Raw genomic sequence first — 26860 nt, 5'->3', positions numbered from 1 at the left:
AATCAGTTCTTCGGATACCACTGATCAATCAAATCAGCAGATTGCTTCAGCTGTTGCTGCATAGCATTGCCTGACGATACAGTAGGTTTAATAAGAATAATCAGTTCTTTTTTCCGCTCTATTTTGCTGATATTGGTAAACAACTTGCCAAGTAAAGGCACGGAGCCAAGCACCGGCACTTTGGACTCGCTGTCGCTGATGGTGGACTGCATTAAACCACCGATCACCACAATTTCACCGTTGCGGGCCTTAATAATAGTATCAGACTCGCGGATATTGGTTTGGGCAGATGGCAAGGTATAGGCACTAGTGCCACCCAGATTAATGGATTTATTCAGTTCAGTCGTTTCAGAAACTGAAGGATGCACATGCAAAATGACATCGCCATCCACATTGATTTGCGGCGTCACATCCAGCGCTATACCAGAGAAAAAGGGTTCCAGCTCCGGGATAGGGACATCGCGAGTGATGCCTGTACCAGTGCCTGTCGTATCAGTCAGGTTTGAACTACTGCTGACCCCTGTCACATAATATTCGTCCGATCCCACTTTAATCACAGCTTTCTGATTGTTAATAGCGGTCACACGAGGGCTAGATAACACTTGTGCATTGCCTTGGGTTTCCAGCAGGTTAATGACACCGCTAAAATCGTCGCCGTCAAAACCAATACTGCCCAGACCGCCTATCTGCGCTGTGACATTATTGCCCAGACTAAAAGTGTTATTGCTGAAGTTTATGTCTGTCGAGCCAATGGTGCCCGCTATCTGGCTCCAATTAATACCTTGCTGATAATCATCGTTCAGGGTGACTTCAATAATTTTGACTTCCAGTATGACCTGACGTTGCAAGCTTTCTTCAGTTTGCCCCAGATAAGCACGCACAGCTTCTATTTCTGAAGGTAACCCCCGCACTGTGACTAAACCAGCCTGTGGGCTAATCACCACAGCACGATCCGGCCCTGAGCCCATCACACCGGTAATAGCTTCTTTTAAATCTTTCCAGAAATCAGTCTGGCTGGTGCTTTGCACTGAACTGCCATTACCCTGGCCACCCTGACTATTCTGGCCACCGTTCTGGTTGTTGTTATTCTGATTGTTGTTATTCTGGCGGTTATTATTCTGGTTATTGTTGCCTGAATTACCACTGTTGTTGCCGCCTTGCGACGAAGAAATACCACCTGCTGTCACAGAAATAGAAGAACTGCCGGAACGCTGCATCAGCAAATAATTCACCGGTATGGTTTCGGTACGCAAGCCACCAGGCATCACTTTATAAATGGAGCCGACCTGCTGAATATGGTAGCCATAGAGTTGCTCTATCACAGCAAAAGCTTCGTTTAACGTAACTTGTTTTAAATCCAGTGTGATTTGGCCCGATACAGCAGGATGAATAGCAACGCTGTAGTCAGTGTCAGCCACTAGTGAAGTAAAGAAATCTGCTACATCCACATTGGCAGCCGCCACATTAAAACGTTGCTGCATAGGTTGGGCCTGTTGCATAGGACTGGCCAGCGCTAATAAATCCTGAGTCACACTGTCAGGTACTGCCAGAGTTGCAGGTTGTGGCTGTTTTTGTTGTTCAGCCAAAGCTGCCTGAGCTGCATGAGGTACTTTTGTCTCCTGCATGCCCTGACACCCAGCTAACCCCAGGCTGATCAAAGCTAATGTGAAATAGTTTTTCTTAAAATAATTCATTGAGTTTTCATCGCTTTAAACAAACTTAAGGTTAAACGTTCATTCGCTTGCTGTAACACGACCTGCTGCCGGTTAATACTCAGCACTTTATAGCCATCTATTTCGTCGCCTTGTTTAACCGACTGACCATTAATCAACGCCATATGTTGTCCCTGCACATTTTTGATCAGGCCCAGTTTAAATTTAGACCCAACTTGTGCTGCAACCAGCCCTGAATCAGCTGTACTGACAGGCACAGCCTTCGCTATATCCGGTTTGGTTGGATCTGAGGAGGCGACAGCCACGACACTCAGAACTAAACACAGGCTACAACTTAATATAACTTTCATTATCACTCACAGTCAGTAATTGCAGAGTTAGTTCCGCATCAGGGTGTTCAGTTACCTTGTAATCAATACTTTGCCAGCCTAAAGACCAGGACAACGCATCCAGCTTTTCTAAAACAGCAGTTAATGCAAAATAGTTACCAGTTAAAACTACTACTGTAGAATGTTGATAAATAACAGCTTTATTATCCGAACCTTGATCTGCGAAAGTTAAAGGCACTGGTGGGTTGGCAATAATTGATTTCAATTTTACATTATTGCTACTTTTCAACACATCTTGCAGCACCAGCGCCATGCGCTCTGAGCCTATAAAGTAACTGGTGAGCTGAGCAATCTGTTGCTGCAACTGCTGTTCCTGACGTTGTAGTTTCTCAACCTCCTGTTTATAGCTGGCGTCTACGTCTGTACCCGCTTGTTGCTGTAAGGAAGTTAAAGTGTTGCTTTGTTGCTCTGTGGTCATAGTGGCACTTTTAATTTGCAGTTCCACTTTTCTCAGCTCTTCAAAAGCTGGCACTAAAAATTGCAACATAAAAAGCCACAGGCATAACAACAAAGCGCCAATAAAGGCGGTGTATTTTTCGCGCTCTTTTAGCGCGCTAAAACGTGCAGACCACTGCTGCCATGTATTCATAAACTCGCCTCCTCTGCTGTCGCACCTGTTGCAGAGGACGTGACTTTAAAAGTTAAAGCTTCGGTATTTTCTGCCTGCTTTATTTCAAACTGAGAGAAAGTATGGCCTTTAAAAAATGCTGTACCACTGAGTTGAGTAAGCCATTGCGGCAACAATTCAGGCTCTGTGACATAACCACTAAACTGGCTGGAACTTGCATTCAAACTAAAGCCATCTAACCATAGGCCTTGCGGATCTATACTGGCCAGGTACTGAAATACAGGAGAGTATTGCACTGAGGTTTTCAGCTGTTCACCTTGCACAAAGCGCAGTAATTTCTGTTTCTGGGCAATAATCTGATTCAGTTCAGTATGTTGCTTCACCAAAACTGCTGACGGCTGACGATTACCAAGGCTTTGTTGCAGCTGGGTTAATTGCTGCTCCTGAGCTTTGACTTGCTGCTGCAACACAGCTAACTCAGCTTTTTTTGAGTCGGTTTGCAGATTAATCACCAAACCCGCAATTAACAACACAGCAGAAAGCCCGACTGTACTGTTGACCAGTAACTTTAAGCTGATTTTTTCTTTAACAGGCTGTAAGGCCTGCACATAAAGGTTAACCCGCAGCTTCAAGGTTCACCTCCCTTTGAGCACACAAAGGTTCGATAGCACCAGCAAGGGCTAACCAGTACAGACTGAACTGTTCAGCAGACATCTTTACCCCGGCCTCCTTGGCTGACAGGGCAAATACCTGAGAAAACCCATTTTGTGCAAACAACTGCACTACCCCGGCTTGATCCGAATTGGCTAATAACAAAGCAATTTCCTTTACCGGCGCTTGTTTGAGCTGGCCCTCGAAGTAATCTATTGAACGTTGAAGCTCCAGTAATAAATTATCAAACACACCTTGTTGTAATTCATCAAGGCTGTATTGATCGAGACGGTTAAAACCTCGCAAACGGCGGGAGAAACATAAATTACCTTGCTGCAGAATTTGTACCGCCAAATCCTGACCCGACTGATGAGAAACCAGCATCACTGCATGCTGTTTAGGAGGTAATAAGTTTCGCGCCAGCCATTCTTCCGGCTGAATGCCTACCAATTGCAATTTGTTCTGTGTAAATAAGGCCACAATATCTGCTAACCAGCTTTTCGAGCTGACCACCACATTCACTTTGATGCCCTGCAATTGATTTTGCAAAGGTAAATCCAAATAGTCCAGCACCATATCATGATCAGGCAGAGTAACTAAATCTTTGATAGTCCAGGGTAAAGCTAATGAAATCTCTTCATCAGGCACTGCAGGTTTATCAATCTGCAACACCATATAACGTTCGGGAGGGATCACTAAAGTACACTGACAATCTGATGGTAATTTTGTCGCTATGGTTTTAAAAGCAGCAGACAATTGTGACGCAGAACCAAACTGTTCCTGGAACATTTGCTCCACCCGCTGCTCTGTTGCTGATTGTTGAGTGACCACAACAACCTTTACACTATTAGCAGACAGATGAACGCCAGCAAATACATTGCCTGATTTTTTGGTGAATTTTAATTGCGCCAATAGCTTTGTTAACATAACGGCAAATACTACCTACTGTGCTTTCTCAATTATTGTAACTGTAAATTATCATGAAAACGATAAAAATGATAAAACTTTCGTTCCAGAATGACAACAAACTATGAAACTAACTTCTTATTTGCAGTGGCAAAAGCTTCAGCATCCAGTTCTGAATGATCATCAGACGGAGCTCTGGCTGCGTTATGCCCCAGGTAATAATCCGGACATATCCGGAAACAAAATACTGAAACTAAAATACCAGTTGGAGCTAGCACTGCAACAAAAATCTCAGGGCTTGTTAACCTTTGGTGGCGCTTTTTCTAATCATTTGGTCGCAGCAGCAGCGGTGGCTGCCGAAAATAAGCTGCAAAGTGTCGGCATAGTGCGCGGTGAAGAAGTTGATTTAAACAACCCAACTTTGGCTTTATGCCGCTCTTATGGCATGCAACTGATCCGGGTCAGCAGGGCTTTTTACAGGACCCGCCATCAACAGGAAACTCTGCAGCAGTTAAGTGAACAATTCCCTGGTTACCTGCATATTCCCGAAGGAGGAACTTGTGAGGCCGCTGTTCAGGGCGTCAGTGAACTGGGTATGTGCACTACACCTGCAGGCCCTGCGTCTTTGCTTATTTGTGCCGTAGGCAGCGGTGGAACAGTAGCAGGTTTGATCCGGGGATCGAAAACGACGCCTGTAGTAGGTATTGCAGTGGTGCAGGATCAGAGCCTGCCGGAAAAAATCAGAGCTTTTTTGCCTGCTGATCGTAACTGGCCAGAATGGCAGTTAATTCAGGCCTTACATCAGCCCCGTTACGGTCGCTTTGATCCCCAGTTATGGCAGTTTTGTCAGTCTTTTGCAGAGCAGGACGTGCAGCTCGAACCTGTGTATACAGGAAAAGCCTTGTACTCTGTATTTGAGCTGATTAAAGCTGGGATTATCCCAAAAGGCAGCCGCCTGAGTTTTTTTCACACAGGCGGATTACAAGGATTAAAGGGGCTTGCTTACAGAGGTCTTATTCCTACCACTGAGTCCCGGCCAATAAAATCAGCTATCAGCCCGACAACTGATTCTGGGCTATAAGTCGCGCCAGTGGTTGACTGAAGTAATAACCCTGGGCACCAACAACCCCCAGTTTTTTCAGACACTGCCATTCAGGGTCTTGCTCTACCCCTGTGGCTATCACTTTAATATCTTTACCAACACAAGAAGCTAATAAACCGCGGATAAACAGCTGCTGTTCCAGTTGATGGTCGATACCCCGCACCACGGCCGGATGAATTTTTAACATTCGTATTGGCAACTCATCGCTATAAGGAGCGGCATCCAGGCTTAAGCCCACATGGTCAACTATCAGTTCAAAGCCCCACTGCTGCAGCTGCAGCAATTTTGGTTTCAGGTTTTTGTAGTGTTTAATTAAATGATGTTCATGAAATTCCAATGCCAAATCTGACGGCACTATAGTTCCGTTGTTCACCTGCTGTTGCAACCAATGCCACCAGCCGTCGTCCAGCAAAGACTGAGTATTTAAGTTCACACTGCAACGGCAATGCTCCAAAGCTTCAGTTTCGCTAAGTTTAGCCACCTTCAGCAGTACATACTGATCGATCGCACTGACTAAACCACAGTTAGCCGCCATAGGTAAAAATAAGGCGGCAGCTAATTTGTCGCCATCGCTGCTGGCCAGCCGCACCAGCACTTCGTGCTGTAAAACATCATTGTCCTGCCAGGAAAACACCGGCTGAAAACTCAGCAGAAATCTGTTTTCCTTTAACGCATTATGCAACTCAGTTCTCCACCAGACTGAGCCTTTTATTTTTGGTTTTTGTGGATCATTAAAACCATAAGCTGCATTAGGCCCCTGCAACTGAGCTGTTTTTAACGCCATATCTGCTTCAGCCATGAGCTGATAGGAGCTTTGCCCTTGTTGATACAGCACGAAGCCTATATGGATCAGATCAAAATCCTGGCATTCATCAAAGAAGTTAGCCTGACTTAATACCTGGGCCATGCGGTCGCCCAATTGTTCGGCTTCCTTTCCCGATAATCCTGGGATCAATAATGACAAGTCATTATCAGCCAACCTCGCCATTACAGCCTCAGGCCAGCCAGATGCCAATTCAGCAATCAGCTCAACACAGCCCCTTAAGCGCTGCAATTTGATTAGATTGGACAGATTAGATTCAGGGTGTGACAACTGCACCAAAAACACAGCCCCGCTTGCCGCCTCTCCACCTTCAGTTAAATAATGATTTAAGCGGCTTTCAAAAAATACTCTGTTGCCTATCGCCAGCTCGTGATCCACTAAACCTTGCACCCGCACCAGTTGCCGAATTTCGCTATCACGTTTTTGCCAGTTTTGTAGCTTTAACAACACCCGCTGTAATTGGGTGGCAGGGTTAGTTTCTCGGTGAAAAGGTAAATCCAAATGAGTGAGTAACAATTGGGTTTGCTGCTCCAGTTGTTGTAACTCCTGCCTGAATTGCTGCTGATAAGGCCGGATCCATAACAACCAGCCCAGCCAGATCACAAAAGGAGAATTCAGTAACAGATAATCCAATGCAGTCCAGCTTGTCACCAGTTCAGGCGACAGATGTAACACTGGGTTTGAGCCGTCTAAAGCCACAAAGTCAACAGCAGCTGAAGGTGGGCTGGATAAAAGCTGCAGCTGACCTTGTTCACTCACCAGCCATGACTGTTGCGGCAATGGCTGTAACACAAGCCATTGTTGCCATTGCTGCTGGCGATGCTGCAGTTGCAACTCGCCTATACTATAAAAGCTGATATTGACCAGCAGTAACACCACTACACTGAGCAACTGCTGCCAATGGCGTTTCTTTTGGATTATCTGGCTTAACCACATTACAACTCCTTTTGCCTTCATCAAACGAATGTACTAAGTGTGAGTCAAGTTTCACTGTGATGCCGATTTTTTTCTGCAACGCCTTAAGCTGCGATATGGCCAGCAGACAAAAAAACGGCGACTTTGATATAGTAAAGCCAGAATCATTAGAAAAATCACAGGACAAAGATATGGAATGGCAAGTTGCAGGCTTTAGTCAGTTGGATTCGTATACGGTATACGCCATGCTGCAATTAAGGGTAGATGTGTTTGTTGTTGAACAAAACTGCCCTTATCCGGAGCTGGATAACAAAGATTTGCACCCACAAACCCGACATATTCTGCTGAAAAAAGGTGACAAAATTTTAGCCTACGCCCGCGTTCTGGCGCCCGGTGTTAGCTATGAAAACAGTCCGGCTTTGGGTCGTATTTGTGTGTCGCAAACCGCACGTCGTCTGGCCTTGGGCCGTGGCTTGATGGATAAAGCTCTGGATGTAGCCAGCAGTTGCTGGCCTGATTCAGAGATCCGGATTTCGGCTCAGTGTTATCTGCAACGTTTTTACGAGTCGTTTGGTTTTATCGCTTGCAGCGAACCTTATCTGGAAGATGACATTCCACATCTGGAAATGGCGCGCCCGGCAACACCTTTAGGTGCAGCCACTCTGTAGTGATTCAACAGCTATACAAAAGCATGATTTCAGCTTTCTGGCGCCTGACCGTATAGCTGTTCAGCCCGGTTAAACAACACCCAACTGGTCAGAATGTATTTATCATCAGACACCGGCACACAACCTCTGTGGGTGTGGGTAAAGTAAGCTGGTGCTATCACCATACGCCCGGCTTTGGGCTGAATGGCTTTATTCTGATAATAAAACTCCGTCTGACCACCCTCTGCCACATCGTTTAAATAAAACATAAATAACAAAGTGCGATGCAGTGGCTCATTGTGAGGTAACTGTGGATAAACCTCTGAGTGCCAATAGCCGTAATTGCCTTTACCCTGCTGATACTTTTGCATTTGCACAGGACCAAGCCGGTACAAAGTGCGCATAAAGTTGTCAGCCTGAGGTGCTCCCAATTGCGGGTAGTTATCGGCCGTAATAGCCACCATACGGTTTTCAGCCGGATGAGGCACAGTCATGCTGACAGGGCCAATCAAGGCAAAATGGTACTTGCGAAAGTAATCAGCCACATAAGTGGTAGTGTGGCGGATGATCTCGGCCAGAGCTGGGTGATACTCAGGATACTGATTTAAATACAAGTCAGTGCTGAGCTTTTTACTGGTATCGACACCTCCGCCGGTGCGCCCCGCTGTGGTGTGAGGGCTTTGTGCAAATAAGCCGATCAGTTGCTGACAAAATTCGGCGGATAATACATCATCGTATACTTCAATAAAATCAGTCATAGTTTTCAGGTTATTGTTATGTTTAAAGAAATTATTCAGCCCCGCTTTAATGAAACGGACGCTCTGGGTCATATCAACAATACAGTGCTAACGGCGTGGTTTGAAGGGGCTCGCGATCCTATTTTCAAAATATTTACACCTGATCTCGATACCAGACAATGGAAGCTGATCCTCGCCAGTATCAGTGTGCAGTTTAAAGCGGAGCTGTTTTATGGCCTGCCAGTGGAATTACGCACTGGCATCAGCATGATTGGCAACAGTTCGTTTGAAGTGCATCAGGAAGCCTGGCAAAACAATCAGTGCTGTGCGGTCGGAAAAGCAGTGTTGGTGCAATACGATTTCGGCGCTAAACAAAAACTGTTGCTAAGCCTCGAACAAAAAGCCGCCTTGACCGAACATTTGGTTTCAGCCAGCTAATCTGGCTTTTGGTCGCGTGCTGCTGGTAATTTCAGCCTGCGCTGATTAGGTTGAGTGCTCCTGTATTTCAGAGAACCAACCACAATGAAAAAAATCTTACTCTGTAGCCTGATTGCGTTATCACCTCAACTGATGGCCTATGACCGCATTACTGGCGCTGACTTTGCCAGCCGCTCTGAAGTGATAGCACCTCATGCTATGGCAGCCACCAGTCAGCCATTAGCCACCCAAATCGCTTTAGATATTATGAAACAAGGCGGCACAGCAGTAGATGCAGCCATAGCAGCTAACGCCGCTTTGGGTTTAATGGAACCTACAGGCAACGGCATAGGCGGCGACTTGTACGCTATTATCTGGGACGGTAAAACCAATAAAATTTATGGCTTAAATGCTTCGGGCCGTTCCCCTAAAGGCTTGAGCCATACACAACTGTCTAAAGAGCTGAAAAAACTTGGCCTGAAGGACCTCCCCCCTTATGGCATGCTGCCCATCAGCGTACCTGGTGCTATAGACGGATGGTTTGAAATGCACCAGAAGTTTGGCAAATTGCCTATGACCCAAATTCTGCAACCTGCTATTACCTATGCCGAACAAGGTTTCCCGGTCAGCGAGCTGATTGCTTATTACTGGGACAGATCTGTACCCCGTTTAAAAGATCAGCCAGGTGATTTTGTTGGTACTTTTACTATCAATGGCAAAGCACCCGCCAAAGGCGAAATGTTTAAAAACCCTGACTTAGCCGCCACTTATAAAGCCATAGCCACAGGCGGCCGTGATGCGTTTTATAAAGGCGACATCGCCAAAAGTATCGACGGCTTTATGAAAGCCAATGGTGGTTACCTGCGTTATGAAGATTTCGCCAACCACAGCTCAGACTGGGTAGAACCTGTATCAGTCAATTACCGTGGTTATGATGTGTGGGAGTTACCCCCTAACGGCCAGGGCATAGCCGCTTTGCAGATGCTGCAAATTTTGAAAAACTTTGACTTAAAAGCTATGGGTTACAACAGTGTCGAGAGTATTCATACCTTAGTGGAAGCTAAAAAACTGGCTTTTGAAGACAGAGCAAAGTTTTATGCGGATACCGACTTTAACAAGCTGCCCATCAAAGGCCTGATTTCTGAAGCTTATGGTAAAGAGCGCGCCAAACTGATCGGTGCTACCGCTGCAAAACGGGTGGACGCAGGTAATCCGGCAGCTTACGAAGGGGACACCATTTATATGACCACGGCCGATAAAAACGGCACTATGGTTTCGCTTATTCAAAGTAACTACAGGGGTATGGGTTCAGGTGTGGTCGCGCCTGGCACAGGTTTTGTGTTCCAGGACAGGGGCCAAATGTTTTCGATGGATAAAAAACATGCCAATGCCTATGAGCCGGGTAAACGCCCTTTCCAGACGATAATTCCAGCCTTTATCAGTAAAGACGGCAAACCACTGACCAGCTTTGGTGTGATGGGTGGCGCTATGCAGCCTCAGGGTCACGTGCAAATTGTGGTGAATATGATTGATTACGGCATGAACCTGCAAGAAGCTGGGGATGCTGCACGCTGGCAACATCTGGGCAGCACTGAACCTACAGACGATCAGGCGACTTACTTAACCAATGGCGGTTATGTACAGTTGGAAAAAGGTGTGCCTTATGAAACAGCCCGCGAGCTGATGAAAAAAGGCCATGACGTGCGTTACGCTTTAGGTGAATTTGGCGGTTATCAGGCCATTATGAAAGACCCAAAAACCGGCGTTTATTACGGTGCTTCAGAGTCTCGTAAAGACGGTCAGGCCGCAGGGTATTAACTTTTAAATTGGGGTCGGCGGTATCATAAGACGGGCGGGTACAAGACCCGCCCCTACGTTGCGCCTCGTTGCAACTCCAATTTTACTTCAACAACTGCTTTAGCACATCTTCCCGCTGCTCAATGCTCAACTGCTGCACCACTGTGCCTTCAGCTCGTATTTGTTTCAGTTGATCGCCGAGCAGAATATCGCGACCTTGTGCATGGTGTTTAATCACCAATAACTTCTGCACAAAAATCGTATCCGGATGGGTGCTGTTCAGATAGTTAGCTGGCATAAAGTCCACCCACTCGCTGGCATAAGGTTCAAAGCCAAACTGACTTAACCACTGGCCATCCACCATCGCCTGCACTACATAAGCACCGCTCTGTTCAGTGGTTAAACGGAACTGGTCGAAGTCTTGTTGCTGGATTTGTTCCAAAGAGGATAAAGCGATGGGAGCGCGAATACCGTAGCTGCCGAAGCCTAAATCACAGATCCATTCATCGCCATCGGCTTCAACCAATAACACCATATGAGTTTTAGGTCGGCGCACCGGATAAAACATAGGACGACAAGCCACAAACTTATAGCTGAACCCTAAAGCCTGCAGTGCCATGGCAAAGAGGCCATTCACCTCATAACAATAACCACCACGGCCTTGCCCAATTATTTTATCGACAATCTGTTCTGGCACTAAGGAGACAATCTTACCGGCCTGCACATCGAGGTTTTCAAAGGCAACGTTAAAAAGCTGGGCGCGCATCAGTTGTTTTAACGTCTCGGCGTTTTGATCCAAAGGCCCCTGATAGCCAATACGTTTCAGGTAAGGCTCTAACTGGAAATTTTCTGCGAACATAAGCTGTGACCTGCCTGATTAATGAGTAGCTTGAGCAGCTTTATCCTGCACCAAAATCCAGGGAGAAATTACCACAGCCCAAAGCTCGGCCTGTTGCTCTACCCACAGCTGAGCTTGTGTATCATTGACTCTGTCTACCAAACCTGCCTGCAACCAGTGTTGCACAGCGGCTTTATCATCCTGACTAAAAGCAAAAGCCACATCGACCAAATCCAGTTGTGCAGAAACCTGAACCACAGAGCCTGCGGCATAAAACTTCTGCAGCTCCAGCCAGTGGATCCGCGCGGTTTCACTGATGATTTTAGCTTTCAGTACATCGGGTTCTACTTCAAAATTTTCGTGCATCAATCAATCTCTTCGTTATTCCAATTCATCGCTTTGCTATTCAAGTTCGTCGCTTTGCTCTGACACCTGAGAAGCGCTGAGTTCATGTTTCTTCAGCAGTTTATGAAAGTCTGTTCTGTTGCGTCCGGCTAATTCCGCAGCCCGGGTGACGTTGCCTTCCGCCATTTTTAATACACGTATTAAATACTGACGCTCAAACTGATCCCGGGCTTCGCTTAAGGTGGGCCAAAAACTGCGGTTCTGTGATAACGCCTGCTCCACTAAAGCAACGCTCAGCACAGGGCTGTGAGTTAAAGCCACACATTGTTCAACCACATTCACCAGTTGACGCACATTGCCAGGCCACTGAGCTGTGACCAATGCTTGCATAGCATCTTCGGAAAAGCGGTTGACCTGCACACCATGACGTTCTGCATTTTGTTGCAGCACATGACGGGCTAATAACGGAATATCTTCAGCCCGCTCTCTTAAAGTCGGTAACTGCAAATTCACCACGTTTAAGCGGTAATACAAATCTTCGCGGAAACTTTGTTCCTGCATTGCCTGCTTTAAATCCCGGTGAGTTGCCGACAATACCCGCACATCTATAGCAATGGTTTTAGTGCTGCCGACAGGACGAATTTGCCGCTCCTGCAAAGCCCGCAATAACTTCACCTGCAATGGCATCGGCATATCGCCAATTTCATCAAGGAATAAAGTGCCACCATCTGCTTCGCGGAACAAACCTAAATGCTCAGTCACAGCACCGGTGAAAGCCCCTTTGGTATGACCAAAAAGTTCGGATTCCAACAAATGCTCCGGTAAAGCGCCACAGTTAATAGCGACAAAATGGCCTTTGGCACGAGGGCTGGCTTTATGAATGGCTTTGGCCAGCATTTCTTTACCTGTACCGCTGGCACCTGTGATCAGTACACTGACGTCACGTTGTGCAACGCGGTACGCCTGATCCAGCACCTGTTCCATCACTTTGCTGCGAGTAATGATGTCAGTGCGCCATTCATCTTTACTTGGCACATGAGATTGATGGACAGCCTGAGCTAAAATATCACGTAAGTCGTTGTTGTTCAGTGGCTTGGTTAAGAAACCAAAAACACCACGCTGAGTGGCTGCTACGGCTTCCGGAATAGAACCATGTGCTGTCATTAACACCACAGGCAACCCCTGATGCCTCTTAGCGATTTCATCAAACAAGGCCATGCCATCTAAACCCGGCATACGCAGGTCACTCAGCACCACATCCACTTTATTTTTGCCAAGCAATACCAAGGCAGTTTCAGCACAGTCTGCACTGATCACCTGATAACCTTCCCCTTCAAGCCGTAACGTCAGTAAACGTAATAAGCTGGGATCATCATCCACCAGCAATAACCGGGCGCCATTGCTCATGATTTAGTTTCCTGTCTGGTTTAGTTTGGCTTCAATTTGAGTCAGTGCATCAATTTTCTTTTGTAAGTCTTTGCTTTGCTTTCGCAGCTTATCTAACTGTTCTTGCTGCTGGGCATTCAGACGAGATAAGGCTGTGACTGCGGACTCACTTTCTAATAGCTTTTGGTTGTAGGCTAAATCCCAACGCAATAGATCAGCCAGGCCTTTAGGTAAAGTGGTCAGTTTGTCGTTCAACTGAGTTTGAGCAGCAAAACGCACAGCATAAGGGCTGTCCGGATGCAGTTTGATCAATAAGGTTTGTAAGGTAGTGACAGGACTGGTTTTGAAACTCCGTAACAATAAATCCCGCTCCGCTACAGGCATCAACAGTAATTGTGCGCGGAAATCACGCCAAGCCTGCAAGGTTAATGCATCATCGGCAATAGCCAGTTCCGCTTTCACTGGTTTAGGCGCTTCCACCAGTTGAGTTTGTGCTGGTTCCACTTTTGGAATAGTTTTATTAACCACTGGAGTCACAGGTTTAACACCCTGACAGGCTGTTAATACCAGACAAAGGCCAAGACTTAACCAAACTTTCATACCGCATCCTCAACTAAAGGCAAACGCACCTGAATACACACATCGGCGTAACTGACATCGATAATTTCTGCCAGACCGCCTAATAAACGGGCGCAGTCGGCAACAATAGATAAACCTAAACCAGAACCTTGCACCGCATCAAAACGAGGGGCTTTACCACGCTGGAAGGGCTCAAACAATTTAGCCCGCAATTCAGCAGGAATAGGGGTGCCGTTATTCGCCACATCCAATAGCATAAATTTGTCATGCTGGCGTAAATTGACCCAGACATTACTGCCCTCAGCACCATAAGCCTGCGCATTGTTGATCAAATTGTCCAGAATACGTCTGAACAACATAGAGTCGGTGTAAATACGGGCTAACTGACAATCCAGCACTATTTTTTGCTCTCGCTGCTGCAAAGATAACGCATGGTCATTAAAGCAGTTTTGTAGCAGAGTTTCGCTGTCGTGCCAGCCAAACTCAGGCTTGGCTTGTTGCAATAACTTGTTGTAATCCAGTAATTGCTCGGTCAGCACACTTAATCTGTCCGCACTGCCATTGAGTAAACTGACCACTTCCTTTTGCTGAGGGTTCAAAGGCCCGACTAACTGTTCACTCAATAACGCACAGCCTTCGCGAATACTGGACAAAGGCGTTTTTAATTCATGGGATGCATGACGTAATAAAATCAGTCGTAGCGCTTCTAATTGCTGTAAACGTGATGCCAGCCAACGCAACTGCTCACCCAGTTCGGTCAGTTCACGTGGGCCATCCACTTTATCATGTGGGAAATGATGACTTGCCTGGCCAATAGAACGGATCATGGTATCGAGCATTTTCACCGGAGCTGTAATACGGGCCGAAGCCCAAAGTACCATCAATAAGGTCAGTACCACTAAAGCCACTGTTTGCCAGGCGAGATGGCTTTGCGCTTTTTCGGCATAGACTTGCTGCTGCTGTAATCGTTGTTCCAGTAAAGCCCAGATCACTTGGGTTAATTGCACTTGCTGCTGACGGATCTTTTGCAGAATAGGGCTTAGTTCTTCATTACTTTCAAGCAGATAACTATTAAACAACAATTCCAGGAGTTGCTGTTGTTGCGCACAAAGCACAGGCTGAGCCAAATTCAGGCAAACAGAAGCCAGATTCTGTTGATAGTTAGTTAAGTGAGTGGCAGCCAGCTGTGACAAGGCATCGGTTTTCAGAATGCTGAACTGCAACACTGAACGTTCAATGTCATTCACCAGCTTTTGCATATTTTCAGCACGCCGTACATTAGCAACCGAACTTTCGGCTTCAGCTATGGCATAACGGCTGACATCAGATAAGGCGCTATGACTTTGCCACAACAAAACCCCAAGTGGAATTAACGCCATAAAAAAGCTGAGTAAAACAAACTGCCGCAGGGAAGCGGGCTGAACAGGCATTCGCATCAGGACAGGGTTCCACGAAAAATCAGGCGCTTATCATAACGGATTTAAACAGGCAGGTAAAAAAATCGTCTGGAACGATTTTTAACCCGTAGGGGCGTGGGCTTGTCCCCGCCCGTCTCAAATTCCAATCCAATGTGGGTGAGCGCCATGGATGGCAGCGAATAAAAAAAGCCAGTCGGAGACTGGCTTTCATCAATTCAAAGCAACTAATTAGTTAGTGGCTTGTTCCAATGCAACTGCAGTGCGTGCTTTACGTACTTTAGCAGCAGTGCGGGCATAAGCATCAGCGGCTTGAACACGCTCTAACTCTAAAACTGCATTGCCGTTTAAATCAATTTTGCGCATGTAGGTTACGAATACAAAAGCGTTAACCATAAAGAATGCGATAGCTGCGATTAAAAATAAGTCCATAATTCACCCCGTCTTTACTACTGTTCATTTCAGCGTTTTGCTGAGCCTGCCGGTAAATTAGGTAAGAGTAACAACATCGTACCTCTTACCTAATTTACCGTTACGAACCAATAAATGCAGAGTCCGTGCCAAGTTTGAAAATTATTTTTTAACCATTAAATATCAATAACTTAAGTAATTTTATTTTCACTTTCTTTTGAAACTGAACAGAAACCCCAAAAGATCTGTCGCTAATTAGCAACAGCAAAACAAGGGTTAATTTAATATCTATATATTTCAATAACTTAGGATGTATGCTTTTTGCGACAGTTTTGCCTGGATTTATTAAGAAGTGATAATTCTTTATTAATTCAATAACTTAAAATTAGAAAAAATGAGGGCATTTGAGACTAGCTAAGGGACTTTGGGGTCATATCACATTGTTAACTGTTAACAATGTGATATGACCCCATTTTCAGGTTAGTTAATAAAGCCGTATTTTTGCGCAACTTTATCGAAGTACTCTAAACATTGTTTAGCGTACTGGCGCTTTTCTACATAGCTGCCTGGGAAAAAGCTTTTCTTAAAGCCATAGGCCACCATATCTTTTAAGCGCTTCAGTGGAATATCAAAGTTATCTAGCGCCAGTTTGTATTCACGGCTGACTGTGGTGTTCGACACCAATCTGTTGTCAGTGCAAATTACAGTGACAATACGGTGATCCAGCATATCGCCGAGTTTATGCGCTTTGATGTCGCTGATGCCTGGGTTGGTTTGCAGGTTGCTGGTTAAACAGACTTCAATAGCGATACGTTTGTCGGCTATATAAGAAGCCAATTCACGAATGTACTTTTGTTTATCTTTGATGGCCGGATCCTGGATCATTTCCGGCACAAACAACGAATAACCGTGGCCTATGCGGTCGGCGTAGCATTCGGTAATAGCCTCAAACACACTTTCAGCGCCATAAGCTTCGCCGGCATGTAAGGTTTTCAGTAAAAAGTGCTGATGAGCAAACTCATACACTTCTTTAAATTTACTGGCCGGATAACCAGACTCCTGCCCTGCTAAGTCCAAAGCCACTATTGGAATGCCAGCTTCATCCCGCAGCCGCACACTGGCGCGCACTAATTCCATAGCCGCCAGCTTAATAACTTCAATAGGGCTGAAATCGCGCATCAACTGGAATAAATTGGTGTAATAAGGAGAAAAGCCTTTGTCGCCAAACATCCGCATAGCGCAGTTAATGATGCCGTAAGCAAAAGGTGGTTTGTCGCCGTTCAGAATCGCAGCCTGACTGTTGTATTCCTGCTGCGCTCGTTTCAGACCATTGTTGACCGCATGCATAACCCGGTCAAAATCTATGCCTGTTGGCAGGTCGATTAATAACTGAGGCGCAAAACGCACTTCGATGTAGTTTACGCCTTCAAGCTGGTTGTCGATGGCAAGCTCGTAAGCTGCGCGCTCCAGATTGTCCATGTCGCGCAGCACTGCACAAGTGTATTGGAAACAATGCAGGTATTCACCCAGGTTCTGATAGCTGTCTTTAAACACCAGCTCTTTTAAACCTTCCACTGTCTGACTGGGTAGTTTCACACCGGCTTTGGCGGCCATCTCAATCAGGCTGTCTAAACGTAAGCTGCCGTCTAAATGCAAATGCAGATCGGACTTTGGCATTTCTTTAATAAAATCAATAGAGTAAAAATGCATAACAGAATAAACCTGTAAATTAACAAGGTGTTTTAGTTATAGCAGTTTAGTGGTAGAACAGGAATTTAAAAGGGAATGAGCAAGGTATTACAGAGAAGAAATGGTGCCCGGGGCCGGACTTGAACCGGCACGCCCTTTCGAGCGAGGGATTTTAAATCCCTTGTGTCTACCGATTTCACCACCCGGGCATGAGCAGAGCGTGTTTGATAACACTGGCAGAACGGGGCGCATTTTATGCTGAATAACAGGCATTCGTCATGTGTTTTTCATAAAAAAACTAAAAAAACGCATCAACCGCCTAATTTTTCAACAAAAACAACTGTATTTCTCTGCTGTTGCTGCAAAAAACACCGCCTCGCCAAGCAACACCGAACAAAAATACTTAGATATTTAGCCGTCTATACTGTTGCAAAGCCAAAAGTGCCGTGATATTACTAATAGCAGTTGTATAAATTAAACCCAATGAAGACCCAACAACAATGAATTTAAATCAGCGTTTCGCTAACCTGCTCACTCTCCTCGTGCTCCTCAACAGGCCACGGGGCTTTGTGCATTGGTAAAACGACTGTACCAGTAAACCAAAAACCCCGTGCCACAGGCCGGGGTTTTTTGTTTTAACCAAGGCCACCAAAACGGGTTTTAATCAATGAATGAGGAAAATGTGATGAGTGGTCAGGACAAAATCTGGATTTTTGATACTACCTTAAGAGACGGCGAGCAGGCGTTGCGTGCCAGTTTAAGCCACAAGCAAAAAATTCAGCTGGCTCATGCTATTGCCCGCTTAAATGTTGATGTGATGGAAGTGGGTTTTCCTGTGTCATCGCCAGGTGACTTTGAATCGGTGCAAAGCATAGCAACCCAGGTCAAGGGCCCTATTATTTGTGGTCTGGCCCGCGCTGTCAGCGCTGATATTGAAGCCTGTGGTCAGGCCTTGGCTAATGCAGAACGTCGCCGTATTCACACCTTTATCGCCACCTCGCCTTTGCATTTACAGTACAAATTACGCCGCACTTTAGAACAAGCCACTGAACAGGCGGTTGCAGCTATTCAACTGGCGCGTCGTTACACAGATGATGTCGAGTTTTCCTGTGAAGATGCAGGCCGCACTCCTATTGATGATTTATGCCGTATTGTCGAAGCCGCTATTAAGGCCGGTGCCCGCACCATTAATATTCCAGACACTGTGGGCTACACCATTCCGAATGAATTTGCCCGCATCATTACTGACCTGCGCAATAAAGTGCCCAATATTGATCAGGCCATTTTAAGTGTGCACTGCCATAACGATTTAGGTTTAGCTGTGGCGAACAGTATTACAGCAGTTCAGGCCGGTGCCCGTCAGATTGAATGTACGGTCAACGGTATCGGCGAACGCGCAGGTAACTGTTCGTTAGAAGAAGTGGCGATGATTATCAAAACCCGCCCGGACATTCTGCCGTTTTACACCGACATTAAAAGCACTGAAATTTACCGCAGCAGTCATTTGGTTAGCCAGATTTGCCATATGCCGATTCAGCCAAACAAAGCTATTGTCGGTGAAAACGCTTTTGCCCACTCCTCAGGTATTCACCAGGATGGCGTATTAAAGGCGCAAAACACCTACGAAATTATGTCGCCTGAGCAGGTTGGTATTCGTCAGAACGAATTAAACCTGACCTCCCGCTCTGGCCGCGCTGTGATCCAGCATCGTTTAAGCGAAATGGGTTACACCAACGAAGATTACAACTTAGACGAAATCTACCAAGCTTTTGTTACCTTAGCTGATCAAAAAGGCCGTGTCTTTGATTACGACTTAGAAGCGCTGGTGTTTTTCCAGAACTTACAGGACACCAACGAGCCGTATAAACTGGAGTTTTTAAGTTCTTCCACCCATACCGGCCATGTGGCCAGCGCTACTGTGGGCATCAGCATTAATGGCGAAACCCATACTGAAGCAGCCACAGGAAATGGCCCTGTTGAAGCGTCGTTTCAGGCCATTCAGCGTATTGTTGGCACAGAAGTCACAATGGTCGACTTTAACTTACAGGCTAAAGGCAGCGGTGAAGATGCTTTGGGGCAAGTGGATATTATTGCCGAACATCAGGGCCGCCGTTATCACGGTGCAGGCTTAGCCACTGACATAGTGCGATCTTCAGTTTTAGCTTATGTGCACGTCTTAAATTTAATTGAACGTAGTAAACAGGTAGACGCCGCCAAGCAGGCCAGACGTTTATCTGAATCACAGACAGAGAAGTAACAATGAAAAACTATAAAATTGCCGTATTGGCCGGAGATGGTATAGGCCCTGAAGTGATGGTTCAGGCGTTAAAAGTACTGGCTGTAGTGTCAGATAAATTTGGTTTCAACATTCAAAGCACTGAAGCTTTAATTGGTGGCGCTGCTATTGATGCAACGGGCGTGGCTTTGCCGGACGCGACACTGGATTTATGCAAAAGCAGTGATGCTATTTTATTTGGTTCAGTAGGCGGCCCTAAGTGGACCAGCCTGCCACCGGCTCAGCAGCCAGAACGCGCTTCGTTATTGCCACTTCGTAAAACCTTTGATTTGTTCTGTAACTTACGCCCAGGTCAGATTTACCCGGCTTTTGCCGAGTTATCACCTTTGCATCCAAAAATCAGCAGCCAGGGCATGGATATTTTATGTGTGCGTGAACTGACAGGTGGTATTTATTTTGGTGAAAAAGGCCGTACTGAAGACGCAGCTTTTGATACACAAAAATACAGTGTCAGCGAAATTGAACGCATCAGCCGGGTAGCCTTTGAAGCCGCGACTAAACGCCGTAATAAAGTGACGTCCATCGACAAAGCCAATGTACTGGCGACCAGTGTGTTATGGCGTGAAGTAGTAGAACGTGTCGCCAAAGACTACCCACAAGTGCAGTTGGAGCACATGTATATCGACAACGCGGCTATGCAGCTTATTCGGGCGCCGCAGCATTTTGATGTGTTGTTATGCGACAACCTGTTTGGCGATATTTTGTCAGACGAAATTGCCGCCATTGCCGGCTCTTTAGGTTTATTGCCGTCTGCCAGCTTAAACGGTTCTAACTTTGGTTTGTACGAGCCAGCGGGTGGCACAGCTCCCGATATCGCAGGCAAAGGTATTGCCAACCCTATAGCTCAGATTTTAAGTGCGGCTTTAATGCTGCGGTACAGTTTTGCCGAAGAAGCAGCAGCCCGTGCCATTGAGCAGGCCGTTGCCAGTACCTTAGAGCAAGGCATAGTGACGCGCGATATTAACTCAGCATCCAGTTATGGCACAGCAGATGTAGGCGCTGCAGTGATTGCCGCCTTAAACGCTATTGATACAAAGAGAGCTTAATGATGGCCAAAACCTTATATCAGAAAATTTACCAAAGCCATGTGGTGGCTCCAGTGAATGGCAGCACAGATTTGTTGTTTGTTGACCGGCATTTAATACATGAAGTCACCAGCCCTCAGGCTTTTGCTGGTTTGCGTCAGGCTGGCCGCACTGTACGCCGTCCTGATTTAACTTATGCCACTATGGACCATAACGTCTCGACTCAGCTGCGTAGCATAGATGCGGCAGGGGAAACCTCACGTAAACAGCTGGAAGCATTGGCGACCAACTGCAAAGAATTTAATGTGCCTTTGCTGGATTTAATGCACCCGGATCAAGGCATAGTGCATGTGATTGGCCCTGAACTGGGTTTAACTCAGCCGGGTATGATTATTGTTTGTGGTGATTCTCACACCTCCACTCATGGTGCTTTTGGCGCTATCGCCTTTGGTATTGGTACTTCTGAAGTAGAACACGTGCTGGCGACCCAAACTTTGCAGCAGCAAGTGGCAAAAACCTTAAAAGTGGAAGTCACAGGTTCTTTATCGCCTTTTGTTACACCCAAAGATGTGATTATGGCAGTGATAGGCCAGTTAGGTACAGCTGGTGGTAATGGTTATGTGGCTGAATTCTGTGGCTCTGCTATTCGTGGCATGAGCATGGAAGGCCGTATGACGCTGTGTAATATGAGCATTGAAATGGGTGCTAAAGCAGGTTTAATAGCACCGGATGACGTCACTTTTAGCTATTTAAAAGGCAAACCTCACGCACCACAAGCAGAACATTGGGACGCCGCAGTGCAGTATTGGCAAAGCCTGTATTCAGATGCTGATGCTGTGTTTGATAAAACAGTGACTATTGCCGCAGAAAACATCAGACCACAAGTGACCTGGGGGACGAACCCAGAGCAGGTCATAGCTGTAGATCAACCTATTCCGTCCCCTGAGTCGTTCAGCGATTTAATTAAGGCCGACGCGGCGCGCCGTGCTTTAGCTTATATGGGTATTGAAGCGGGCCAGAAGTTAACCGACCTGAAAGTCGATGTGGTCTTTATTGGTTCCTGTACCAACAGCCGGATTGAAGATTTGCGCCAGGCCGCCGCTGTGGTGCAAGGCAAACAAGTAGCGTCCGGTGTTCGCGCTTTAATAGTACCAGGCTCAGGTCAGGTGAAACGTCAGGCCGAAGCTGAAGGTTTGGCTGATATTTTTAAAGCTTCTGGTTTTGAATGGCGTGAGCCAGGCTGCTCTATGTGCTTAGGCATGAACGACGATCGTGTTGAAGCAGGTCAGCGTTGTGCTTCCACCTCAAACCGCAACTTTGAAGGCCGTCAGGGCCGTGGCAGCCGCACTCATTTGGTCAGCCCCGCTATGGCAGCAGCTGCAGCTATTGCCGGTCATTTTGTCGATATTTCTTATGTAGAGCGCGCTGAAGGGAGTTACTCATGAGCCAGATTTTTGCACAAGGGCTGGTCTGCCCTTTAGATAAAAATAATGTCGATACCGACCAGATTATTCCGAAGCAGTTTTTAACTTCGGTCAGCCGCGACGGTTTTGCCGAAGCTTTGTTTTATGACTGGCGTTATCTGGCCAATGAACAACCTAACCCGGATTTTGTGTTAAACGAGCCTCAATACAAAGGAGCTTCTATTCTGCTGACCCGGGCTAACTTTGGTTGCGGTTCAAGCCGTGAACATGCGCCTTGGGCTATTCAGCAGTATGGTTTTAACGTGGTGATTGCCGAGAGTTTTGCCGATATTTTCTTTAATAACAGCATTAACAACGGCATGTTACTGATCAGCCTAAGCGCATCCAATATCGAGTTTTTATTCAGTCGATGCCAGCAAGGTACGCAGGAATGGAAAATTGATTTGGCAGGCCAGCAGATTATTCTGGGTAATAATGCTGCCGTAGGTTTTCAGATAGACCCTGACATTAAGCAGCGTTTATTAAGTGGCCTGGATTTTATCGGTGCCAGCGAACAGTTTGAACCACAAATATCCAGCTATGAAACACAACGTGCCACAGCACAACCCTGGTTAGGTTAACCAGGTTTTAGTGCAGGCTTTAGGGGCCGCGGTTTGTCCCGGCCCGTCTATGGGCACCTCGGTACCCTATAGACGGGAGGAGACAAGCCCCTCCCTATACAACACCTTGTTTCATAACCCAATATTGACATAACCAATACAGTGCCTTCACCTGCCAGCCATCTAGCCATAAACTACTGATTTATATCGACTACTTGCTTCTCAGAAAATACAGGTAATACTTGGCAAAGTAGTACCCGACAGTATATAGTTTCATTATTATCAAATTTACCAGTTCACCTATAAACCTCTAAGGGGTATTTTTATGAAAAAGCTCGTTACATTAGCAGTAGTAGCAACTGCTTATTTCGCAGCGGCGCCAGCGGCGTTAGCACAAGACCAATGGGCCACTTCTTTATGTGAATACACTAAAGCAGACGATAAAAACCGCGTACGTAAAGTATTATCAGATAACAAAGTGAACGTTCGTAAAGTCTATGACGCGATTCAATGCAATGGTGATTCATTGATTAAATTTGCGATGCGCAGTGACGCTTATGAAACTGGTTCGTTTTTTGTAAAACAGATGCCAGCTAAAGCTTTAGTAGCAGAAGACCTGGAAGCCTGGGCTGCAGCTAACGGTTTAGCCGCATCTCCACTGATTAACGATATTAAAGCCCGTATCGGCCAGGATTAATAGAGCCTCTTCGCAATAGAAGCTTATTGGGCTGAAATAACCCCAGCCCCTAAGTGACTTGTACTATCAAGAGTATCATTGACTAAAACAGCTCCTTGAGGAGCCGTTTTAGTCACGTGCCGAATGAAACACTAGTCAGGTTTTAGTTTGAATTTGCTTTCAGGGTTAAACTGGCAAAGCTGATAAAATCTTCCGCCGTATCAATTCCCGCCATTGCCGAGCCATCCTGCATCTGGGAGAAAGTAGGGGGTTGTTGAAACTCAAAGCTGAGTTTTAAGCGTTCCGGTTGCTGCAGAAAATCCAGCACAGGCTCGCTAATTTGAGCCGGAATTTGTGGATTCTGTTGCAAAGCAGCAGTTAATTGCTGTTGCATGCCAGTGTAATCTGCGGTGATTTGTGACTTAGCCAGTTGATCAAAGAATTGCTGTAAAAAGGCTTTGTTTTCCACTTCAACCGAACCATTGGCTATAGCTATCAACCCCACCTTTTTCATCAGATCAGGTAAATACTCAGGCTGCTCAGACCGCTGCTGCTGCTGTTCAGGAGTCTGCTGTTTCACTTCTTCAGCGAAATGCCACAGATCCGTGACCCCAGTTAAAGCAAAACGGTAGTTCAGGTTAAAATGGTGATTAACACGCAATTCTTGCTGAAAAGACAACTCACCTGTTTTCGCTTTGTATTTGTACTGATAACTCAGCTCCATCAACAAAGTACCCAGATAAGTCGCTAATTCAGGAGGCAAAGAAGCCAAAGCCTGTGGTGCCAGCTTTAAGTCTTTGAGTCGGGCAGCTCCGTCTTCAGGTAAACCATCACGCTGTAAACCAATAAGCTCGACCTGACCTATAGTGACTAAATCCCCCATACCGGCAATACCAATATGCAAATCCTGGATTTTATAGCTTGAGGTAATGACGTTAGCGGACAGTTTGCTGTAACTCATATGAATAGGCGGCATATCGCCATATTCAGCCAATTGCAGGTACTGCTGATTACTGCGCTCTATATGTCCTGCCATCAGTTCTTCCGCATGATGGTTGGCATAAAAAAAACCTGCCAAAGCACTGGCCGATACAAATAACGCAGCCCCTAGCCAAACCTTTTTACCCATATTCCCTTTTCCTTCAACAAAACTAACGACGTCATACTAGCATGAGCAGAAAATAAAACACCTGCCTGAACCTGTGATTCAATGTAAAAGCCTGTTAATTTAACGTTATTCATCTCATTTCTTGGTGTGCTATGGAACTCTATTTCCATTGGTTTGATTTATTAGGTATAGCTGTATTTGCTATATCTGGCACTTTGGCTGCCTGGCGAAAACAAATGGATGGCTTTGGCGTGATAGTGCTGGCCACTGTGACAGCCATAGGAGGCGGCACTTTACGGGATCTGATCCTCGACTCTCCGGTAATTTGGTTAAGCAACAACAGTTACTTCCTCGCCATTTTTGCCGCAGCAGCTTTAACCATTCTTGCTGTTCGTAACCGACTGGTGATCCCAAACAATACCTTACAAATTGCTGATGCTATTGGTTTAGCTTTTTTTGTCATTATGGGTACACAGAAAGCATTGGATCATGGCACCTCGGGTTTTGTTGCCATTATGATGGGCACTATGAGTGGCGTTTGTGGCGGCATGATCCGTGACGTGTTATGCCGTGAAATTCCTATGGTATTCCGTGGTGAGCTGTACGCTATTACCTGCATAGTTGGCGGTCTGGTGTACGTGCAACTGCTGGGTTTTGGCGTGGAACAAATGCCCGCCATGCTGGCAGGGATGACCGCCTTATTGACCCTGCGTTTAGCCGCTATTCGCTGGCATCTGACCATTCCTGTGTTTGGCAAAAAGGCTGACGATCTGCGCTAAAACCAGACAACCAGCAGGTCATTTGTAGTTTTTTATTTACAGAAAACATGGAGCTTTTGCTGCTCCGGCTTGAAATTAATTAGGAAGCTAACTAAAATGTAATTAGCTTCCTAATTATTAACGAGCAAATTATGAGTTTCCAAAGTTTAGGTCTGCAAGTCCACCTGCTGTCACGTCAATGGCGTTGTTTATTGGATAAACAACTGGCCTGCCAGGGCCTGACCCAAAGCTCCGGCATAGCGCTCGTCTATATTGCTGAACATCAAGGCGTTAGCCAAACCGAACTGGCCCGCTTGTTAGCAGTAGAAACCCCGTCTTTAGTACCAGTACTGGATCAACTGGAAAAACAGGGGCTGATTGAACGCCGACCATCGGAGCAGGACAGACGCCAGAAGGCTTTGTATTTGCAACCTGCAGCAACAGACTTAGTGGCCGCTATTAATCAGCAACGCCGTGTTTTGCAGCAGCAATTACTAAGTAATTTAACACCACAGCAGCAACAAGAGCTTCCACAACTACTGAGTCTGGTATTGCAACAAGCCGCTGTGCTTTTGCAGGATCAAAAAGCCGGAGACTTATCATGAGCGCCGAACAACTGTTTAACCGCTGGATCAAATGGACCTTAGTATTGTTTGCACTGGTGTTTGGTTATTACCTGGCCGCTGATTTGTATATGCCTGTGACTACAGACAGTCTGGTGCAACGTTACGTGGTCCAGGTCGCCCCTCAGGTTCCAGGCCGGGTTGTCTCTGTTGCGGTGCAGAACAATCAGCAGGTTAAAAAAGGCGATTTATTATTTGAACTGGACCCGGCTGACTACCAACTCAAACTTGAACTGGCCCAGTTACAGCTGGAGCAAAGCCAGCAAAAAAACCGCCAGTTGAGTGCAGCTTTGCAAAGTGCGACAGCTCGTGTCGATCAAGCGCGTTTTGCCTTGCAGGAAGCTCAACGGGAAGATCAGCGTTTTCAGCAGCTGTATAACCAAAAGCTTATCCCACGCCAACAACTGGATCAAAGCCAGACCTCAGTACTGAAAGCCAAAGCTGAACTGCAAGCCAGCATTGCGGCTTTGAATGAACGGGAAGCTGAATTGGCTATACCGACTCAGGAACTGGTGCAAATTAAACAAGCCCGGAATCAGTTGGCAGTAGCCCAACTTGAGCTGGACAGAACCAAGGTGTATGCCGATGTCGATGGCATAGTGACAGATCTGCAACTGGAAGTTGGTACCAATCTGGTCAGTCATCAGGCTACTGTAGCTTTGGTATCGACTCAGCAAAGCTGGGTCAGTGCCTTGTTTCGCGAAAAAAGTCTGCTGCATGTGCAACAAGGTACCGAAGCATTGATCACTTTTGATGCCCTACCCGGCAAAGTATTCAGCGCTTCAGTGCGGGATATAGATGCAGGTGTTGCCAATGGCCAGAGCACACCGGATGGACGTTTAGCCACAGCAGACAGCAGCAGCCGCTGGGTGCGTGATGCACAGCGCTTAAAAGTGAATCTGGCGATGCAACAGCAAATGCCGCCCGCTTTAGTGGTTGGCTCTCGGGCTACTGTGCAATTGATCCCCAAAGACAACAGCCTGCTGGCGGCTTTGGCAAAAAGCCAAATCCAGCTGATTAGCTTGCTGCACTATGTGTATTAAAAATATGTGTTTACTAACGC

At 46.3% G+C, this 26860-nt stretch carries 27 protein-coding genes and 1 tRNA gene; 12 read left to right on the top strand and 16 right to left on the bottom strand.

The window, feature by feature from the left end; all coding sequences use genetic code 11:
* Positions 1-2: 2 nt before the first annotated feature.
* From mshL to LSG37_RS10335, 5 genes are read right to left on the bottom strand one after another with little or no spacing between them, the layout of a single operon-like run.
* Positions 3-1694: a pilus (MSHA type) biogenesis protein MshL gene (gene mshL / locus LSG37_RS10355; protein WP_233079800.1), complete on the bottom strand. Its 1692-nt coding sequence runs from the start codon at positions 1692-1694 to the stop codon at positions 3-5.
* Complete coding sequence (locus LSG37_RS10350; protein ID WP_233079799.1) at positions 1691-2023, bottom strand: hypothetical protein; 333 nt, start codon at positions 2021-2023, stop codon at positions 1691-1693. Before LSG37_RS10350 ends, mshL begins: the two co-directional genes overlap by 4 nt.
* Entirely contained in the window at positions 2001-2651 is a 651-nt protein-coding gene (locus LSG37_RS10345; protein WP_233079798.1) for a hypothetical protein, read from the bottom strand. The genes LSG37_RS10350 and LSG37_RS10345 overlap by 23 nt, the downstream gene beginning before the upstream one ends.
* Complete coding sequence (locus tag LSG37_RS10340) at positions 2648-3262, bottom strand: PilN domain-containing protein (protein WP_233079797.1); 615 nt, start codon at positions 3260-3262, stop codon at positions 2648-2650. The genes LSG37_RS10345 and LSG37_RS10340 overlap by 4 nt, the downstream gene beginning before the upstream one ends.
* Positions 3246-4208 (bottom strand): hypothetical protein, encoded by a 963-nt coding sequence (locus LSG37_RS10335; protein WP_233079796.1) that lies wholly within the window; start codon positions 4206-4208, stop codon positions 3246-3248. Before LSG37_RS10335 ends, LSG37_RS10340 begins: the two co-directional genes overlap by 17 nt.
* 103 nt (positions 4209-4311) lie before the next feature.
* Here LSG37_RS10335 and LSG37_RS10330 point away from each other — a divergent pair, with 103 nt between their 5' ends.
* A complete protein-coding gene (locus LSG37_RS10330) occupies positions 4312-5268 on the top strand; it encodes a 1-aminocyclopropane-1-carboxylate deaminase/D-cysteine desulfhydrase (RefSeq protein WP_233079795.1) in 957 nt (318 codons plus the stop codon).
* On the opposite strand, the gene LSG37_RS10325 is transcribed toward LSG37_RS10330, so the two are convergent.
* Entirely contained in the window at positions 5240-7048 is a 1809-nt protein-coding gene (locus LSG37_RS10325) for an EAL domain-containing protein (RefSeq protein WP_233079794.1), read from the bottom strand. The two genes, LSG37_RS10330 and LSG37_RS10325, sit on opposite strands and share 29 nt — an antisense overlap.
* 95 nt (positions 7049-7143) lie before the next feature.
* Here LSG37_RS10325 and LSG37_RS10320 point away from each other — a divergent pair, with 95 nt between their 5' ends.
* Positions 7144-7695 (top strand): GNAT family N-acetyltransferase, encoded by a 552-nt coding sequence (locus LSG37_RS10320; protein WP_233079793.1) that lies wholly within the window; start codon positions 7144-7146, stop codon positions 7693-7695.
* Between the two features lie 29 nt (positions 7696-7724).
* On the opposite strand, the gene LSG37_RS10315 is transcribed toward LSG37_RS10320, so the two are convergent.
* Entirely contained in the window at positions 7725-8432 is a 708-nt protein-coding gene (locus LSG37_RS10315; protein ID WP_233079792.1) for a 2OG-Fe(II) oxygenase, read from the bottom strand.
* A gap of 18 nt (positions 8433-8450) precedes the next feature.
* Here LSG37_RS10315 and LSG37_RS10310 point away from each other — a divergent pair, with 18 nt between their 5' ends.
* Both LSG37_RS10310 and ggt read left to right on the top strand, forming a co-directional pair.
* The gene (locus tag LSG37_RS10310) at positions 8451-8849 is read left to right on the top strand and encodes an acyl-CoA thioesterase (protein WP_233079791.1); all 399 of its coding nucleotides are present in this window, start codon (positions 8451-8453) and stop codon (positions 8847-8849) included.
* Positions 8850-8933: 84 nt separating this feature from the next.
* Positions 8934-10646 (top strand): gamma-glutamyltransferase, encoded by a 1713-nt coding sequence (gene ggt / locus LSG37_RS10305; RefSeq protein WP_233079790.1) that lies wholly within the window; start codon positions 8934-8936, stop codon positions 10644-10646.
* Between the two features lie 82 nt (positions 10647-10728).
* On the opposite strand, the gene LSG37_RS10300 is transcribed toward ggt, so the two are convergent.
* From LSG37_RS10300 to LSG37_RS10265, 8 genes are all read right to left on the bottom strand, one after another.
* On the bottom strand, positions 10729-11484 hold the full coding sequence (locus LSG37_RS10300; RefSeq protein ID WP_233079789.1) for an arylamine N-acetyltransferase family protein: 756 nt from the start codon (positions 11482-11484) through the stop codon (positions 10729-10731).
* Positions 11485-11502: 18 nt separating this feature from the next.
* Positions 11503-11829, bottom strand: a complete 327-nt coding sequence (locus LSG37_RS10295; RefSeq protein ID WP_233079788.1) for a DUF2288 domain-containing protein — start codon at positions 11827-11829, stop codon at positions 11503-11505.
* Positions 11830-11865: 36 nt separating this feature from the next.
* On the bottom strand, positions 11866-13215 hold the full coding sequence (locus LSG37_RS10290) for a sigma 54-interacting transcriptional regulator (protein WP_233079787.1): 1350 nt from the start codon (positions 13213-13215) through the stop codon (positions 11866-11868).
* A gap of 3 nt (positions 13216-13218) precedes the next feature.
* Positions 13219-13794 carry a YtzC family protein gene (locus LSG37_RS10285; RefSeq protein WP_233079786.1) on the bottom strand — a complete coding sequence of 192 codons (576 nt, stop codon included), beginning with the start codon at positions 13792-13794 and terminating at the stop codon, positions 13219-13221.
* Positions 13791-15209 (bottom strand): sensor histidine kinase, encoded by a 1419-nt coding sequence (locus LSG37_RS10280; RefSeq protein ID WP_233079785.1) that lies wholly within the window; start codon positions 15207-15209, stop codon positions 13791-13793. The genes LSG37_RS10285 and LSG37_RS10280 overlap by 4 nt, the downstream gene beginning before the upstream one ends.
* A gap of 210 nt (positions 15210-15419) precedes the next feature.
* Positions 15420-15620: a hypothetical protein gene (locus LSG37_RS10275; RefSeq protein ID WP_233009248.1), complete on the bottom strand. Its 201-nt coding sequence runs from the start codon at positions 15618-15620 to the stop codon at positions 15420-15422.
* 459 nt (positions 15621-16079) lie between these two features.
* Positions 16080-17309 carry an adenosine deaminase family protein gene (locus LSG37_RS10270; protein WP_233079784.1) on the bottom strand — a complete coding sequence of 410 codons (1230 nt, stop codon included), beginning with the start codon at positions 17307-17309 and terminating at the stop codon, positions 16080-16082.
* A 101-nt stretch (positions 17310-17410) separates the two neighbouring features.
* A tRNA-Leu gene (locus LSG37_RS10265) sits at positions 17411-17497 on the bottom strand.
* Between the two features lie 476 nt (positions 17498-17973).
* Between LSG37_RS10265 and leuA the strand changes: the two genes are divergently transcribed.
* The 5 genes from leuA to LSG37_RS10240 all read left to right on the top strand — a co-directional run bounded on the left by leuA (position 17974) and on the right by LSG37_RS10240 (position 23329).
* The gene (gene leuA, locus LSG37_RS10260; RefSeq protein WP_233079838.1) at positions 17974-19545 is read left to right on the top strand and encodes a 2-isopropylmalate synthase; all 1572 of its coding nucleotides are present in this window, start codon (positions 17974-17976) and stop codon (positions 19543-19545) included.
* 2 nt (positions 19546-19547) lie between these two features.
* Complete coding sequence (gene leuB / locus LSG37_RS10255) at positions 19548-20630, top strand: 3-isopropylmalate dehydrogenase (RefSeq protein WP_233079783.1); 1083 nt, start codon at positions 19548-19550, stop codon at positions 20628-20630.
* A complete protein-coding gene (leuC, locus tag LSG37_RS10250; protein WP_233079782.1) occupies positions 20630-22054 on the top strand; it encodes a 3-isopropylmalate dehydratase large subunit in 1425 nt (474 codons plus the stop codon). Before leuB ends, leuC begins: the two co-directional genes overlap by 1 nt.
* Complete coding sequence (leuD, locus tag LSG37_RS10245; RefSeq protein ID WP_233079781.1) at positions 22051-22653, top strand: 3-isopropylmalate dehydratase small subunit; 603 nt, start codon at positions 22051-22053, stop codon at positions 22651-22653. Before leuC ends, leuD begins: the two co-directional genes overlap by 4 nt.
* Before the next feature lie 304 nt (positions 22654-22957).
* Positions 22958-23329: a DUF3718 domain-containing protein gene (locus tag LSG37_RS10240; protein ID WP_233079780.1), complete on the top strand. Its 372-nt coding sequence runs from the start codon at positions 22958-22960 to the stop codon at positions 23327-23329.
* A gap of 142 nt (positions 23330-23471) precedes the next feature.
* Here LSG37_RS10240 and LSG37_RS10235 read toward each other — a convergent pair whose 3' ends face one another.
* Complete coding sequence (locus LSG37_RS10235) at positions 23472-24437, bottom strand: aq_1923 C-terminal domain (RefSeq protein WP_233079779.1); 966 nt, start codon at positions 24435-24437, stop codon at positions 23472-23474.
* Between the two features lie 131 nt (positions 24438-24568).
* On the opposite strand from LSG37_RS10235, the gene LSG37_RS10230 reads away from it, so the two are divergent.
* The 3 genes from LSG37_RS10230 (at position 24569) to LSG37_RS10220 (ending at position 26840) form a co-directional block, all read left to right on the top strand.
* The gene (locus LSG37_RS10230; RefSeq protein WP_233079778.1) at positions 24569-25195 is read left to right on the top strand and encodes a trimeric intracellular cation channel family protein; all 627 of its coding nucleotides are present in this window, start codon (positions 24569-24571) and stop codon (positions 25193-25195) included.
* Between the two features lie 131 nt (positions 25196-25326).
* A complete protein-coding gene (locus LSG37_RS10225; RefSeq protein WP_233079777.1) occupies positions 25327-25779 on the top strand; it encodes a MarR family winged helix-turn-helix transcriptional regulator in 453 nt (150 codons plus the stop codon).
* A complete protein-coding gene (locus LSG37_RS10220; RefSeq protein WP_233079776.1) occupies positions 25776-26840 on the top strand; it encodes an HlyD family secretion protein in 1065 nt (354 codons plus the stop codon). Before LSG37_RS10225 ends, LSG37_RS10220 begins: the two co-directional genes overlap by 4 nt.
* The last annotated feature ends 20 nt before the right edge of the window (positions 26841-26860 follow it).

The organism is Rheinheimera soli (assembly GCF_021290985.1).
Classification (GTDB): domain Bacteria; phylum Pseudomonadota; class Gammaproteobacteria; order Enterobacterales; family Alteromonadaceae; genus Pararheinheimera; species Pararheinheimera soli.
The sequence above is the reverse complement of the archived record's forward strand: the minus strand, read 5'-3'. Positions and strand labels throughout refer to the sequence as shown.